The following is a 12,538-nucleotide window of genomic DNA, read 5'->3' as shown; positions in this document are numbered from 1 at the left end:
AGCGCAGTCGGATCGATCAATGTTCGATGTGCTTTCTGCCAAGGCGCACCATAATCGCGATCTCTTTTGGGGTTCTGATGCCAAGCATCAGCCACGCAATGCCCGTCATAAACACCGCGCCCAAAGCATCCGCGGCAAGGTTGCCCATCGTATGCTGTGCGCCGTACGACATGTAGTCGATGCCAGTGAGGATATCCGTCATACCTTCCATTACTTCCCAAACGGCTCCGAAGCTAAGTGCCAGCATGAGCATCATCAGTATGGTGCCGCCCCTTGTTCCCTGAGTAACATGCGAAGGCGAGCGGGCCTGCACGGCACACAATGCGATGAAGATTATCGATGCAACGACCATTGTGGAGATCACATGCGTGAAGTTTGCCCACCATTCAAGATTAAAGTAGAAACCCTCGCAGAGACTGATAACATACAGATACATATTCGCATACAACAACGCCAGGAACCAGTACGGAAGCGCGACCAATCGGATGAGGCGCATAATCGGCAGGATCGTCATGATCACTCCCCATAGGAAGCAGGTCATTTGCAGATACTCTTCGGGATGTCCGGCGGCGAGACCGCGGGCATATCCCAGTGTCACATATATGAACATCAGGGCCATGGTCAGCGGACAAAGGATGAGCATCGCCCAAGCGACGCGCCTTTCTTTTTTATCAAAGGCGTTCATTGTCTTCTCACCAACCCGTTCTTTGTTATGAGGTATAAGTTCTTCTTGAAAACCCGGCGGAGGTATAGAGAGAATACAATGAACATGACCATGTTCACTAACATAGTTAATGTGAGGGTGGTGTTCGAGATGACCCCGCTTTCAAAATCCGAATATTGCACAACGTAGACCATAAGATACTTAGGGACCTGGAAACCCGTTCCCACTAACCAACTCAGTCCGGGCATCAACACCCAGTTGTATGATGCGTCGAAGAGAGCCGCGGTCACGAAAAAGAACATGACGGTGAGCGGGATCATCGCCGCTCCGTGGATGGCGCCAGACAGGTATATCCACCAATAGTCAGACATCGCCTTCCCGTTCACAAGCGTATCGTATGAGGCGACAGTGATCATCAGGATAGTGCAGATGAGCACGGACACGGACATTATCACGGAATATTTGTAAACGGTCTCGGAACAGCGCATCAAAGACACGATCGAAAAGACCACGGCAAAGCATGACAGGGCGATCATCGCACCGTCCCGCCCCCATATTCCAAACGCAAGGGCTATGATAGCGGCAAATATGCTGAATATGGCCCAGGCCTTAGTGCTTTCCATGTACACATGATATGGTGTCAATATTTTTGAGTTTCGTTGAATAAGCTGAAAGGGTGCGTCGTATCCGGTAAGTCTTTATAAACAGGCATAAGAATGAACCTTCATGCCCGCAGGGAGCACCGATGCGATAAAGGTGAAGGAAGCCGAGAAAGCGGATTTTGAGAAGATCTTCCCGCTTCTGGAACAGCTTTGGCCGGATAGGAAATTAAACTACGATGCGCTTGGGCAGATATACAAAAACGAACTCGCCAACGATAAAGCGATCATGCTTTGTGCATGGTCAGGCTCGGACATCGTCGGATATCTGGCGGGAAACACGAACGAGAATTTCTACCACGTGGGGAAATACATTCACTTACACGTCCTCATTGTGGACGGGACAAAAAGAGGTACGCACGTCGGCACTCGTCTTTTAGATGAGGTCATTGAATATGCAAAGAAGAACGGCTGTAATTCGGTCGAGCTCGACTCGAACTTCCACAGACTCGCGGCGCACGAGTTCTATGAGCACTATGGCTTCCACAAGCGCGCCTTCACCTTTACGATAGATGTCTGAGACATCAGGGCAATGTCAGAACCGAAGGCGGAGAGAATGGTATTATATCTGCTATGAAGATTACATATTGAGATAACCAATGTTCCAAGTTTTCCGGCCAAATATGGAGCAAAGTACGGGGTCTTTTGATGAAGCCGAACGCCTTTTTGGGAGTTCTTATCAACGATATAGGGGGAGACCGAGAGTTTCAACAAACGTAAAAAATTCACAGGGAGGTCTCAAAGGAAAATGGCAACATATAAACAACCATGTATCCGCTGCGGCGAGATGATAGAGAGAGACGGCCACTACTGCCCCAAATGCGGCAGCAGGAGTCCGTTCGGATATCACTGCCCGACATGTCTGAAACCGATTGTAAGAGGCGATGCGATATGTTCGGGATGCGGCAGGGCACTGACAGTAAAATGTCCGTTCTGCAGCGGAAGCCTGTTCGCAGGCGATGAGAAATGCGGCAGTTGCGGCAAATCGATTTTGATAAAGTGCGAGAACAAACGCTGCGGGGAGTTGCAGTTCTTCGAGAACACAAAATGCACTGTATGCGGAAAGAAGATCAAAAAGAAGGAATTCGTTTAAGAAATAAGAAAAGGGGACCAAAACATGCTTCAAGCATTCACAAGAAATTATCAAGACAACAGTACGGATGCGGGATTCCAGTTCACGTTCTATTGCGACGTATGCAATGACGGCTATAAATCCAGTTTCATTGAGTCAGAGACATATAAGAAAAAGAAGGCAAGCCGCCTATTTGGGCAGAGTGCCAGCGTTATAGGGAGCGCCATTGGCGGTGCAGTGGGCAGGGCCGGCAACACCGCCAGTCAGAGTTCAAATGTTTTGTCCGAACGCTTCGAGAATAAAACCCCAGAATGGCACAAAGAGCATGAGAATGCGTTCGTAAAGGCGCAGAACGAGGCAAAAGAACACTTCCACCGCTGCCCCAGCTGCAATCAATATTCATGCGACCAATGCTGGAATGAGGACGCAACGCTTTGTACGAAATGCGCCCCAAGGACTGAAGTATATGTAGCTAAGGTGCACGCCGACGCCACAAGGCGCAACATCGACGAAGCGGGCAAGGATGCAAAGGTCTGGGAAGGGAAGATCGAGAGCAAGACCACCATGTGCCCAACATGTGGCAAACCTGCGGGATCCGGCAAGTTCTGCAACAACTGCGGAGCAAATTTGGAACTGAAAACATGTCCGAAATGCGGTGCCAAGAATGCACAGTCCGTCCGTTTCTGCAACAACTGCGGCGAGAACCTTCAGCAGACGTCAGCCCCAGCGGGAAAATGCTCGGCCTGCGGACAAGCGAATCCTCCCGGAACAAAGTTCTGCGGCGGATGCGGGAATAAACTGAGCTGATGAGCCAGATACACTGTCGGCGAAGCATCGGACAAAGAGGTTGAACACATGGCATCAGCACCAAAGGACGAACAAAAACCTGGATTCAAATATACAGCACAGCTAGAATCATCACTCGTAAAAGGCGAGGTCAAGATGGAGGTCGGGGAGAATGCGCTGATCGTAACGGCATTGTTCGATGTGTTCGAGATACCTTATGCAGAGCTGAATGCGCTTTTGCTTGCGAACTATGTGATCACTGTCAAAGCGGACAGCGGGGACTATGCCTTCTCAAAGATGGGGAGCTGGTGCCAGCCATTCTATGATAAATTGTACGAGGCGTACAACAAAGCCGTTCTACGCTCTCTTTTTGTAAAAGGCAGCCCGATCGTAAGAACGAACGGCGAGGTAAGATTCACCGAATCGGGAGCAAAGAGCAGCAATGCAGCTCCTGTGCATGTATATGGGAACAGCGTGGTCTCGCTCCCGCCGAACCTTGAGGCCAGGCGCGTACCTTTGTGTTTTCTCACCGGAATGGAAAAAGGAAGCTACGAGCTTACACTGAAAGTGGACGCGGATGAAACATACACCTACAGTAAGATGGGATATGACTTTGAGCCCGTGGCGGACGCAGTGGAGAAGGATCTGCGTGAGATACGCGATAGGTCTCTGGCTGATGTCAAGGAGATATGTCCATCTCTGACGTCAATGCAGGCGTCGCAGATCGCAAAGATCATGCCGAAAGGTGCCGCTGCATCCTTTGGCCAAATAACCGCAATAGCGCCGCCCTTTGCGGCCGCGATGGAAGAAAGAATCTCAAAGACAAGGGCCGCGGAAACATACAAAGCGTTCAAAGAAATGTGTAATCCATCCCAGATTTACGTAGGGTTCAAGAAGAAAGAAGGTTCGGCGGAGAATACAACGGAAGCAAGCGAGGGGGAAGAAACCGAAGCGCAGAAACCCAACGATTTCTTGCTCTGGCTCATCGCACCGTCCCAGGACGGAAGATTTGTCGCCGTTGAGTTTGCCGTAACAGATGCGGCAACATTCGTCTACCGCACCGGCGGCGACTTTAACAGATTCGCAAGACAGCTGAACAGGGCGCTGGAGGCCATCGACTTCAAGCGCGAGGTGATCTGGATGTCTGATGCGGATCTTAGGAAACCGGAGAATGTGGACTATTTCATGGCGGCTAAGCGTACAGCTGCTCTGAGATACGTGCGTTCCAGCTTTGTCGGAAGAGTGATCCACTTGGGCGCCGAAGCATGGAAAAACAATTTGAAAGAACTTTGGAGCGGAAAGTGACGTTACTGCGGGTTGTGCACTCAAAACAAGCTACCGTCAGGTCCAGGCCGCAGGGGCCGCCCTGTTCTCTTTGAACCAATCCGTATCTTTCAGCACTTTGTCGCTGCCGCTGCACGTAACTGTCGGCTCCCCGTCCTTGACCGAAAAGATGACATTGCCGTTGAACGACTCATAGACGCCTTTGCTGAAATCCACCATAAGCGTTGTGATGTAGACTTTATCCGTATACGATGCGATCCTATTGATGAATTCCTGTGTTGGGAACTGATTTGACTTGGTAGAGGAATATTCAGGTGAGCCGGCACAAGTACAGATTATGACATAATCGGGAGTGATAGCATCCAACAACTTTATGTTGGAAGATGTCGACGAGCCGTGATGTCCCCCTTTGTAAAGTACGCAATGACCCAGGCCGCCGCGGTCGTTTTTATAGAAGTCCACCATCGCATCTTCGCCCGCCTTTTCAAGATCGCCCGTGAATAGGTATTGTTTACCGTTTTCTGTGATCATTATGCAAACAGAATAATTATTTTCGGTGGTTGCTTTTTTCTCATAGAATGGTTGGTATAAGACCTCCATTGTCACACCGGGACCCAACTCGTATACACGCTGTGCACCGTCCTCGTTGTTGTAACATTGCAGTGCAGTATAGTGAGCGGTGCCATCCTCTGCGACCAGTTTATCTCTTGTAGTCTCATAGTTGCCGCGGACGGTAAGATTGCCGGCAGAGGTGAGAGTACTGTTATCCGAACGGGGATAATCGATTATTGTCCCTATTTCAAAAGCGTCGAGGACCCCTGTTGTGGTTTTTGTGCTGTAGAATCCAGAAATATGGTCTTCATGTGCATGGGTCGCGATAACGTATTCTATTTTGTTGTCTTGTATATAAGGTCTAATGTAATTGATGATCGTGGGTGATGAAGCGGTCTTCGAACCTGCGTCGATCAGGATATCGATGTCCCCATAATCAATAAAGACGCAATCTCCCGTATATTTGGTGCCCAACTCTAAGAAATGGATGCTCATGCCGTTGCCATCGATCACTGTTGTACCCGGATCCGTGTCGCCGGGATCCAAGTGTCCCGGGTCAGTGTTATCTGCCGACTCGGGGCTATCTGTTTCGTTAGGCAAAACATCTGTGGCCAATACGGCACCGCCCCCTACCAGAGCGAGCACCAGAACAACAGCGACAGACGCAGATTTCTTCTTCATGTTTGCCTCTTACCGCCCATGAAAATCCCACCTCGATATTCAGCAGGCATATGCAATATATCAATATCATTCAATACATATTTAAGCGGCATTCGACAGATATGAATGAACAGTTGTTATGGCGATCGTATTTTCACCGTTGCCACAGTGCCAGCAATAAAGTGGGTCACAGATCGATGCTGTCAAAGCTGTATTCCATCGGGTTCTTGCATTTATCCAGCGCTTCGATCACAGACAAAGGCGGCTTTGCATATATCATCGGGAAATCCATCTCTCCGTATCCGATCCGAACGGTATAGGCGATCATTTCATTCTCTGTGGAGAATTGGGCATTTACATTTTGCTTATTCCCTCTGGCATCCAAACGTATCCATCTCTCCTCATCTGAGAGAAATACCGCATTCAATCCGTGAACGAAGTATCCTGCTCTGGGGCTGCTGCCTGCGACCAATCTTTGGTAGCAAAGGCCGGCAGGTATACCGCTACACCTTAACAAAGCGGCCAGAAGCATTGATTTTGAAAGACATAGCCCTTCTTTATGAGCCAGCACCTCGGAGGCGCACCTCGTTACCCTGTCGCTGTTTATGTCTCTTGAGTGTCGTATCTCATCGCGCACGAACTCGTACGCTGTTTTGATGTTCTCCATATCCGAAGGTGAAACGAACAGTTCATCTGCCTTTTGCCGTATCGACTTATTTGTGAAATCGATGTGTTCGTCTGCCTTAAGGTAATCTTTTATCTCCATGCTTTCTTGTATGAATTTCATAGACGAACACCGTTAGATTCCTGATGGCATTGTTGTTTTGGTTATTTAACTTCAACAACATATTTTCTATTTTGGGAAGTTGGGGTTGAAAATATGTAACCATCACAAAAACCTGTAGTTTCACAATGATTATAACTCCCAAAAAATATCAGAAAACGATACCGATGGAAAAACTAATCAAAAATATCGATCACCGCACGGTACTGCCCTTGGCAGACCAGGTCGGGTACCAAACGGGTCAGGTCGTAAGCAAAACGCTGGCGCAGAACAGCCGCCACAGTTTGACATTGTTCGCTTTTGATAAGGGCGAAGAGATCAGCGCCCACAAATCGGGCGGCGACGCCATGGTGTTCGCGCTTGACGGCGTCGGGAAGATCACGATAGACAAAAAAGAATACATCCTCAAAAAAGGCGAAGCGATCATTATGCCTGCCGGGATCCCGCATGCTGTCTTTGCGGAAGAGAGATTCAAAATGATGTTAACGGTATCATTCCCCGAACCCAATGTAACGACGGTAAAATAATCTTTTTGAAAAGATCACGGGGGACTGTTCTTTTCTTTTCTCATACGGACGAAGCAAAGCGTTTCGGTCTCCCAGAACTTCTCGCCGGTGAGAACGTAACCCACTTTCTTGTAAAGATGGATGTTCTTATCGTCCAGATATCCGGTCTTGAGCTCAAACACCCGCACTCTGAATTCATCCTCGATCGCATCCAGGAGTTTATGCGCTATGCCTCGGTTCTGGTGGTCAGGAAGGACCATAACCTTACTTACTCTGCATATCTCTCCATCCATATGGCCTCTGATGGTGCCTACTATCTTACCGTTCTCAATGGCTTTGAGAAACACTTTACCCTTGGATTCCGCACGCAATTCGTCAAGGGTCTGCGGCATCGGAGGCATGTTCGGGTCACCGTAACGTATGCTGTTATCGTAGAATGCCAGCCTCTGCAATGCGAGTATCTCTGGAAGATCGTCTTCGCAAGCCCTCACTATCTCCAAACGTAACACCTGGGTCGGGTATGCGGCTCTCCTTTAAATCATTTATAGGTGCAGGTCACTGGCGCTGATAATTTACAACGAAAAATTTCATTTTGCCGGTGAACGGATTCATCGTTAGCTGAATTTTTTTCTTTGTCTTTTTTTGCCGAGTAAGTGCATTTTCTGAAGCTGCATTTTGCGGTGATGATGCAATCTTCCTTGATCTCAAGTTCCATGTGCCCCCTTTTTCTAAATTCACGGGGTATGTATTGTCTTTGTATGTCTGTACATTTGGGGTTGAAAGGAAATCATCTCTGTAGCCATAAATATGCAGCTTTTCTTTTTCGGGTGAATCATTAATGACGAAACCACAGTGTATGCACTGTTTTACGGTGTCTGATATTTCCTTTTTGCATTCGGGTCGGGCATGAGTGTAATATTCACTTGTTCTTGCTGTGTGCGGCTGTGATCCTGGCGATCTCGATGACATCGCCCATGACCGCGCTGGCGGTCGCTGCCCCGCCGGCACCCGGCCCGTAGAACATCACGTCGCCGATAAAGTTGCCTCTGACGGCAATGGCGTTGTAAACATCGTCGGCAATGGCCATCGGATCGTTCAGAGGTATGACTTCGGGTGCGACCGTGCAGCGGACCTTTCCGCCAGTGAACTTGGCCCTGCCGATCAATTTGATCACTTTACCGGCGGCTTTTGCTTTTTTAATGTCCTCAACGGTGATATTCGAGATCCCTTTCCTGTCGATCTTTTCAATAGGGACAAGCTGTCCGGAAACGGTCCAGGCCAAAATGGCTATTTTTCTGCCTGTATCATAACCTTCGATATCAGCGGTGGGGTCGTTCTCGGCGTAGCCTTTGGCTTGTGCTTCCTTAAGAGCTTCTTCAAAGGATTTCCCTTCCTCACGCATCATTGTGAGGATATAGTTGGTGGTTCCGTTAAGTATGCCGTATATCTCTTCAAATTCGTTAGCGGCCAAGCATTGTTTGAGCGGGCGGATTATGGGGACACCGCCGCCGACGCTGGCCTCGAAAAGGTAGTGGACGTTGTTCTTCTTCGCGAGGTCCGTAAGTTCCACGCCGTGCGTCGCAACAAGCTCTTTGTTGCTTGTTACAACGCTTTTGCCGCCTGCCAGCGCACGTTTTGTAAACTCGTAGGCGGCCCGCACTCCGCCGATCGTTTCGATAACGATCGATATCGTGGGGTCATTCATAACATCGTCAAAGTTCTTACTCAAAAGTTCCGGTGCAGGGTGATTAGGAAAGTCGAGTATATCTACTATTTTTTTAACTTTGACCGAATCGCCTACACGTTCCCTGATCAACTTAGCGTTCTTAACCGCAAGTTCATATGAGGCGGAACCGACTATACCAAACCCGATTATCGCAATGTTTATCATGATGCCCACTTCAATTTTTCCACTTACCAAAGCGTATTAGCCAGTTGCGTATGTGTTTTTGATATATATTGTCAACTCTGCCGCGGGATGAACATTCGCATCATTTTGCGGACGCAAACTCGGCCCGAACCGGTTCGGACACTGATTATGCACGGTCCGAATCTTTAGAACAGAACGATCGCTAAGACAGCAATGATCAACGAAGCTGCGGCGATATAGAAACGGCGGCGGTTGAGTCTGTCAGACGCTTTCTTGAATCCGAACTCGGACTCGCGCATATTGTCGTCGTACGCTATTTTTGCTTTGTCGCACCAAGCGTTCATCATTCTATTCAGTTCGTCCACTCTTTGGGGCGTGAATTCATTGCGGTATATGTCCAAAAATCTTCTAAAGTAAAGTTGGTTCGCATTTGAGACATTTTGCAGATTCCTTGATTTGTTCCACAAGGTCTCCCACCCGCTGGTGGTTTTTGTATTCTTTTCTCTTATTATGCGCCCGACTATGCGGTTTGCAAAGTCAGTTTCGTGCTCTATTGTCTCAATGAACACCTCAGCGATCTTTTCGTAGAGCGATTCGCCAGGATTCAGATAGATCGGTACCATGGCGGTACAGTCACAAACGGTGTCTGAGCACCCATCTATCATCTCTCTGAATCCCCTCCAGACCTCTGCGATCCAGACTTTTGTTCCCTTATCGTTTTTTATTTTATTCTTTGTTATGTTAAGGGAACAGAGGCCGCCTTCATGGAGGATATTGATCTCGACAGTTCCGCATAGGTCATTCGAGACCACTATCTTATTTCCGGAAATGTCGTATTCATATTCACAAAAAATATTCAGGACCGACGTATTCTCTCTTTTGGGATAACTCAAAGAGGCTTCGTCAATCTTTGATTTAATATTTGCCGGGTTACAGACATTGCCTCTTATGTTGGGAACCCAACCGTATATGTTTTCCACCGACATTGTAAATCCACCACATCAAAATCTCAGGAAGTAGTTTTTTGCGAACCGGACAACAGCTCTTTTCCCAATTGGTTCGTTTTGGCATAGACGATGCCGCCCTCTTTGAGCGAATATTCAATGCATTTTGCCTGGACCAGCAGGTCCAATATTTCTTCGTCAGCTTCATCGACCACACTTTCCTCAATGTATTTGGAGAGGATCTCAAGCATCTTGTCTCCCTCTCCTTTGAACTGCATGGTCTGTTCCTCCTGAAGCATTACGTCACTGTCAAAATAATTTGTATAGCTCGTATTAACGCAATCTCATCAGAGAGTGGATATTTAAGGTTTGTTGACCTATATTAACAGCATCCGACGGAGTGCCAGATATGTTAAGGATCGTATGTCTGGCCGGAGATTTTAGTGATACGATCGCGATAGATAGGTCGAAAAATATATGTTAAGATAAAACACTCATTATGTTGAAGTGCACATTATGACACTGGCAGTAAGGGTTGTTATCATTGTGGCGGTCACCTTGATCATCATCGCGGCAGTAACCCCAATGAAAAGCAGATATAAGAGATCAGACCGTTGACGATCAGGGAAAATTGTTGACCCAGACATGCACACTCCGGTCGTATGTGAATACAGGAATAAAGGCATCATTTGAGATAAAAGTGAGGAGTTGAGAGTAAGTTAGCTTAAGGCGGTCTACTTTCTTCTTTAATGATGCTTTTCGCTTCCTCTCTGGCTCTGTTTGTATGTTCTTTTACAAACTCCCCCTTTGCTGTCGTATATCCGTCGCGGTCATGTTCATAAGCATTGAGTAATCTTCGCTTCAAAGCAGCGTATTCGGAGGCGATGTCGGGGCGGGCTGCCAAATAATCACGGAAATACAACTCATCCCAATCGCCGGGGTTTCTCACATGGATGTGGAACACTCTTTCAGAGAAGCCAGTATTGGCATATCCTTTCAGGAAAATAACGCGGTCAACAGTTGGGATCGTCTGTTGCCGAAGGCAGATATACTCATGCACCGGCAAAGCGGCGATCAGATCTTCAATATCAACACTTTCGGCGACCTCCAACAAAATATCCACCGTTGGCTTTGCCGTCATTCCCGGGACGGATGTGCTTCCGATATGTGTAATTCGGATGATATTTTCGCCACCGATCAAGCTGATCAGCCGCGTCCTTTCTTCGGCGTACCATTGCGACCATTTAGGATCGTACTCACTCAATATGATAGGATAGATTCGGGCTCGCCGTCCCTCATCGGTCTCAAGGTCCGGGTGATTATCCACAGGTTGTCATCCGCTCTTATCTATAATATTTTTTAGAAAGCGGGGCCCTATTCTGATAAAAATGAAATTTTTAGGAAACATTTCCTATCTTTTTCATTTTTTAAAACTTTTAGGAAAGATATCCTAATATTTATATCATTGAAAGCATGTCTCCAACTATGGCAAAAGATATCGTCATCCGCAGCGACTATCTGGAAAAATTATCAAGGTATAAGGATCAGGTCGACCTTGTAAAAATAATCACGGGGATGAGAAGGTGCGGAAAATCGACGCTTATGCGCCAATACAGAGATCTTCTTGTCAAGAATGGTGTCAGTAAAGAGAGCATACACAACATAGATCTCAACTCGAAGACCAACGAACATCTTCTCGATGCGGACACGCTGTATGAACATCTGATGTCAAAGGTGTCTGTTGAAAGAAGCTATTTCCTTTTGGATGAGATACAGAACGTGACCGGATGGGAGAGAGTGATCGACTCTCTGCTGGTCGATACAGACGCGGACATCTATCTCACCGGATCGAACGCACGTCTGCTGTCGGTTGAGCTGGCTACACATTTGACAGGAAGGTCGGTCTCGATCAATATGCTTCCTCTTTCATTTAAAGAGTTCAAAGAACTGAATGCTCTCAAAGATGACGAGAGTGCATTCAATGACTACCTTTCGATAGGTTCTATGCCGATCATAAGGAAAAGTATGTCCGGAGAAGACGCATTCGACATCCTCGGCGCAATACGTTCGGACATAATGGTCAACGATATCTCTGTTAGAAAGAAAATGACCGACGTGTCAACGCTTCGGAGGGTCATTGATTATCTTTTTTCTGAGATAGGCAACCCGATATCAGGGAACTCCATTTCAAAGCAGCTGAGAATAGACAACAAAACCGCTGAGAGTTATCTGGAGGCGATATGCGAGGCTCTGATGTTCTATCAGGCGAAACGATATGATATGCGCGGAAAGATGATTCTGACGACACCGTCAAAATATTACTGCACGGATATGGGAATGAGGAACGCTTCAATAGGTGAATATTCCCGGGACATTGGTCGATCCATAGAGAATCTGGTCTTCCTGGAACTTCTCAGAAGGGGATATAACGTACAGGTCGGAAAGCTTGGCGATGCAGAGATCGATTTTGTTGCGGACAAAGGCGGACAAAGGGAGTATTACCAGGTATCCATGACTGTTCTGGATGAGAACATAGAAAAAAGGGAGACCAGGCCGCTGGCAGGAATGAATGACGGGAACGCAAGAGTGATCCTGACAATGGACCGGGTAGGTCTCGGAACTTATAATGGGATACAGCGTGTGAACATCATAGATTGGCTGCTTAGCAAATAACAACAGTTCTGCAAAATGAATCCAAGTCGTCCGGAAAACGGATAACAAGCGGGATCGAAGGGACTTACCATATTTTTATAGTTA

General features: G+C 47.5%; 16 protein-coding genes. 6 read left to right on the top strand and 10 right to left on the bottom strand.

The window, feature by feature from the left end; translation table 11 throughout:
- Nucleotides 1-16: 16 nt before the first annotated feature.
- Both Mpt1_RS06735 and Mpt1_RS06730 read right to left on the bottom strand, forming a co-directional pair.
- A complete protein-coding gene (locus Mpt1_RS06735; protein ID WP_048113361.1) occupies nucleotides 17-685 on the bottom strand; it encodes a hypothetical protein in 669 nt (222 codons plus the stop codon).
- Nucleotides 682-1,287: a hypothetical protein gene (locus Mpt1_RS06730; RefSeq protein WP_048113359.1), complete on the bottom strand. Its 606-nt coding sequence runs from the start codon at nucleotides 1,285-1,287 to the stop codon at nucleotides 682-684. The genes Mpt1_RS06735 and Mpt1_RS06730 overlap by 4 nt, the downstream gene beginning before the upstream one ends.
- Before the next feature lie 103 nt (nucleotides 1,288-1,390).
- Between Mpt1_RS06730 and Mpt1_RS06725 the strand changes: the two genes are divergently transcribed.
- The 4 genes from Mpt1_RS06725 to Mpt1_RS06710 all read left to right on the top strand — a co-directional run bounded on the left by Mpt1_RS06725 (nucleotide 1,391) and on the right by Mpt1_RS06710 (nucleotide 4,486).
- Nucleotides 1,391-1,843 carry a GNAT family N-acetyltransferase gene (locus Mpt1_RS06725; RefSeq protein ID WP_048113357.1) on the top strand — a complete coding sequence of 151 codons (453 nt, stop codon included), beginning with the start codon at nucleotides 1,391-1,393 and terminating at the stop codon, nucleotides 1,841-1,843.
- Nucleotides 1,844-2,071: 228 nt separating this feature from the next.
- The gene (locus tag Mpt1_RS06720) at nucleotides 2,072-2,416 is read left to right on the top strand and encodes a double zinc ribbon domain-containing protein (RefSeq protein WP_148305858.1); all 345 of its coding nucleotides are present in this window, start codon (nucleotides 2,072-2,074) and stop codon (nucleotides 2,414-2,416) included.
- 24 nt (nucleotides 2,417-2,440) lie between these two features.
- Entirely contained in the window at nucleotides 2,441-3,202 is a 762-nt protein-coding gene (locus Mpt1_RS06715) for a zinc ribbon domain-containing protein (RefSeq protein WP_082007281.1), read from the top strand.
- A gap of 48 nt (nucleotides 3,203-3,250) precedes the next feature.
- Entirely contained in the window at nucleotides 3,251-4,486 is a 1,236-nt protein-coding gene (locus tag Mpt1_RS06710) for a hypothetical protein (RefSeq protein WP_048113355.1), read from the top strand.
- A 36-nt stretch (nucleotides 4,487-4,522) separates the two neighbouring features.
- Here the strand turns inward: Mpt1_RS06710 and Mpt1_RS06705 are convergent, their stop codons facing one another.
- Both Mpt1_RS06705 and Mpt1_RS06700 read right to left on the bottom strand, forming a co-directional pair.
- Entirely contained in the window at nucleotides 4,523-5,698 is a 1,176-nt protein-coding gene (locus Mpt1_RS06705; protein WP_048113354.1) for a ComEC/Rec2 family competence protein, read from the bottom strand.
- Nucleotides 5,699-5,864: 166 nt separating this feature from the next.
- Complete coding sequence (locus Mpt1_RS06700; protein WP_048113351.1) at nucleotides 5,865-6,464, bottom strand: transglutaminase-like domain-containing protein; 600 nt, start codon at nucleotides 6,462-6,464, stop codon at nucleotides 5,865-5,867.
- A 164-nt stretch (nucleotides 6,465-6,628) separates the two neighbouring features.
- On the opposite strand from Mpt1_RS06700, the gene Mpt1_RS06695 reads away from it, so the two are divergent.
- Nucleotides 6,629-6,988, top strand: coding sequence for a cupin domain-containing protein (locus tag Mpt1_RS06695; protein WP_048114024.1), 360 nt, complete (start codon nucleotides 6,629-6,631; stop codon nucleotides 6,986-6,988).
- Nucleotides 6,989-7,002: 14 nt separating this feature from the next.
- On the opposite strand, the gene Mpt1_RS06690 is transcribed toward Mpt1_RS06695, so the two are convergent.
- The 6 genes from Mpt1_RS06690 to Mpt1_RS06670 all read right to left on the bottom strand — a co-directional run bounded on the left by Mpt1_RS06690 (nucleotide 7,003) and on the right by Mpt1_RS06670 (nucleotide 11,108).
- The gene (locus Mpt1_RS06690) at nucleotides 7,003-7,476 is read right to left on the bottom strand and encodes a GNAT family N-acetyltransferase (RefSeq protein ID WP_148305857.1); all 474 of its coding nucleotides are present in this window, start codon (nucleotides 7,474-7,476) and stop codon (nucleotides 7,003-7,005) included.
- 29 nt (nucleotides 7,477-7,505) lie between these two features.
- Entirely contained in the window at nucleotides 7,506-7,682 is a 177-nt protein-coding gene (locus Mpt1_RS07740) for a hypothetical protein (protein ID WP_158386797.1), read from the bottom strand.
- A gap of 204 nt (nucleotides 7,683-7,886) precedes the next feature.
- Nucleotides 7,887-8,888: a homoserine dehydrogenase gene (locus Mpt1_RS06685; protein WP_052399330.1), complete on the bottom strand. Its 1,002-nt coding sequence runs from the start codon at nucleotides 8,886-8,888 to the stop codon at nucleotides 7,887-7,889.
- Between the two features lie 134 nt (nucleotides 8,889-9,022).
- Nucleotides 9,023-9,823 (bottom strand): hypothetical protein, encoded by an 801-nt coding sequence (locus tag Mpt1_RS06680; protein ID WP_048113347.1) that lies wholly within the window; start codon nucleotides 9,821-9,823, stop codon nucleotides 9,023-9,025.
- A gap of 23 nt (nucleotides 9,824-9,846) precedes the next feature.
- Nucleotides 9,847-10,080, bottom strand: a complete 234-nt coding sequence (locus Mpt1_RS06675; protein ID WP_048113345.1) for a hypothetical protein — start codon at nucleotides 10,078-10,080, stop codon at nucleotides 9,847-9,849.
- Nucleotides 10,081-10,505: 425 nt separating this feature from the next.
- Nucleotides 10,506-11,108 carry a GrpB family protein gene (locus Mpt1_RS06670; protein ID WP_048113342.1) on the bottom strand — a complete coding sequence of 201 codons (603 nt, stop codon included), beginning with the start codon at nucleotides 11,106-11,108 and terminating at the stop codon, nucleotides 10,506-10,508.
- A gap of 158 nt (nucleotides 11,109-11,266) precedes the next feature.
- On the opposite strand from Mpt1_RS06670, the gene Mpt1_RS06665 reads away from it, so the two are divergent.
- Nucleotides 11,267-12,454, top strand: a complete 1,188-nt coding sequence (locus Mpt1_RS06665; protein ID WP_052399329.1) for an ATP-binding protein — start codon at nucleotides 11,267-11,269, stop codon at nucleotides 12,452-12,454.
- The last annotated feature ends 84 nt before the right edge of the window (nucleotides 12,455-12,538 follow it).

Source organism: Candidatus Methanoplasma termitum, assembly GCF_000800805.1.
GTDB classification, from domain to species: domain Archaea; phylum Thermoplasmatota; class Thermoplasmata; order Methanomassiliicoccales; family Methanomethylophilaceae; genus Methanoplasma; species Methanoplasma termitum.
This window is presented reverse-complemented; position numbering and strand designations above follow the sequence as displayed.

Bases quoted from the DNA above. Each gene is read 5' to 3' on its own strand.
- Mpt1_RS06735 (WP_048113361.1), bottom strand. From the start codon at position 685: ATGAACGCCTTTGATAAAAAAGAAAGGCGCGTCGCTTGGGCGATGCTC.
- Mpt1_RS06730 (WP_048113359.1), bottom strand. From the start codon at position 1,287: ATGGAAAGCACTAAGGCCTGGGCCATATTCAGCATATTTGCCGCTATC.
- Mpt1_RS06725 (WP_048113357.1), top strand. From the start codon at position 1,391: ATGCCCGCAGGGAGCACCGATGCGATAAAGGTGAAGGAAGCCGAGAAA.
- Mpt1_RS06720 (WP_148305858.1), top strand. From the start codon at position 2,072: ATGGCAACATATAAACAACCATGTATCCGCTGCGGCGAGATGATAGAG.
- Mpt1_RS06715 (WP_082007281.1), top strand. From the start codon at position 2,441: ATGCTTCAAGCATTCACAAGAAATTATCAAGACAACAGTACGGATGCG.
- Mpt1_RS06710 (WP_048113355.1), top strand. From the start codon at position 3,251: ATGGCATCAGCACCAAAGGACGAACAAAAACCTGGATTCAAATATACA.
- Mpt1_RS06705 (WP_048113354.1), bottom strand. From the start codon at position 5,698: ATGAAGAAGAAATCTGCGTCTGTCGCTGTTGTTCTGGTGCTCGCTCTG.
- Mpt1_RS06700 (WP_048113351.1), bottom strand. From the start codon at position 6,464: ATGAAATTCATACAAGAAAGCATGGAGATAAAAGATTACCTTAAGGCA.
- Mpt1_RS06695 (WP_048114024.1), top strand. From the start codon at position 6,629: ATGGAAAAACTAATCAAAAATATCGATCACCGCACGGTACTGCCCTTG.
- Mpt1_RS07740 (WP_158386797.1), bottom strand. From the start codon at position 7,682: ATGGAACTTGAGATCAAGGAAGATTGCATCATCACCGCAAAATGCAGC.
- Mpt1_RS06680 (WP_048113347.1), bottom strand. From the start codon at position 9,823: ATGTCGGTGGAAAACATATACGGTTGGGTTCCCAACATAAGAGGCAAT.
- Mpt1_RS06675 (WP_048113345.1), bottom strand. From the start codon at position 10,080: ATGCTTCAGGAGGAACAGACCATGCAGTTCAAAGGAGAGGGAGACAAG.
- Mpt1_RS06665 (WP_052399329.1), top strand. From the start codon at position 11,267: ATGGCAAAAGATATCGTCATCCGCAGCGACTATCTGGAAAAATTATCA.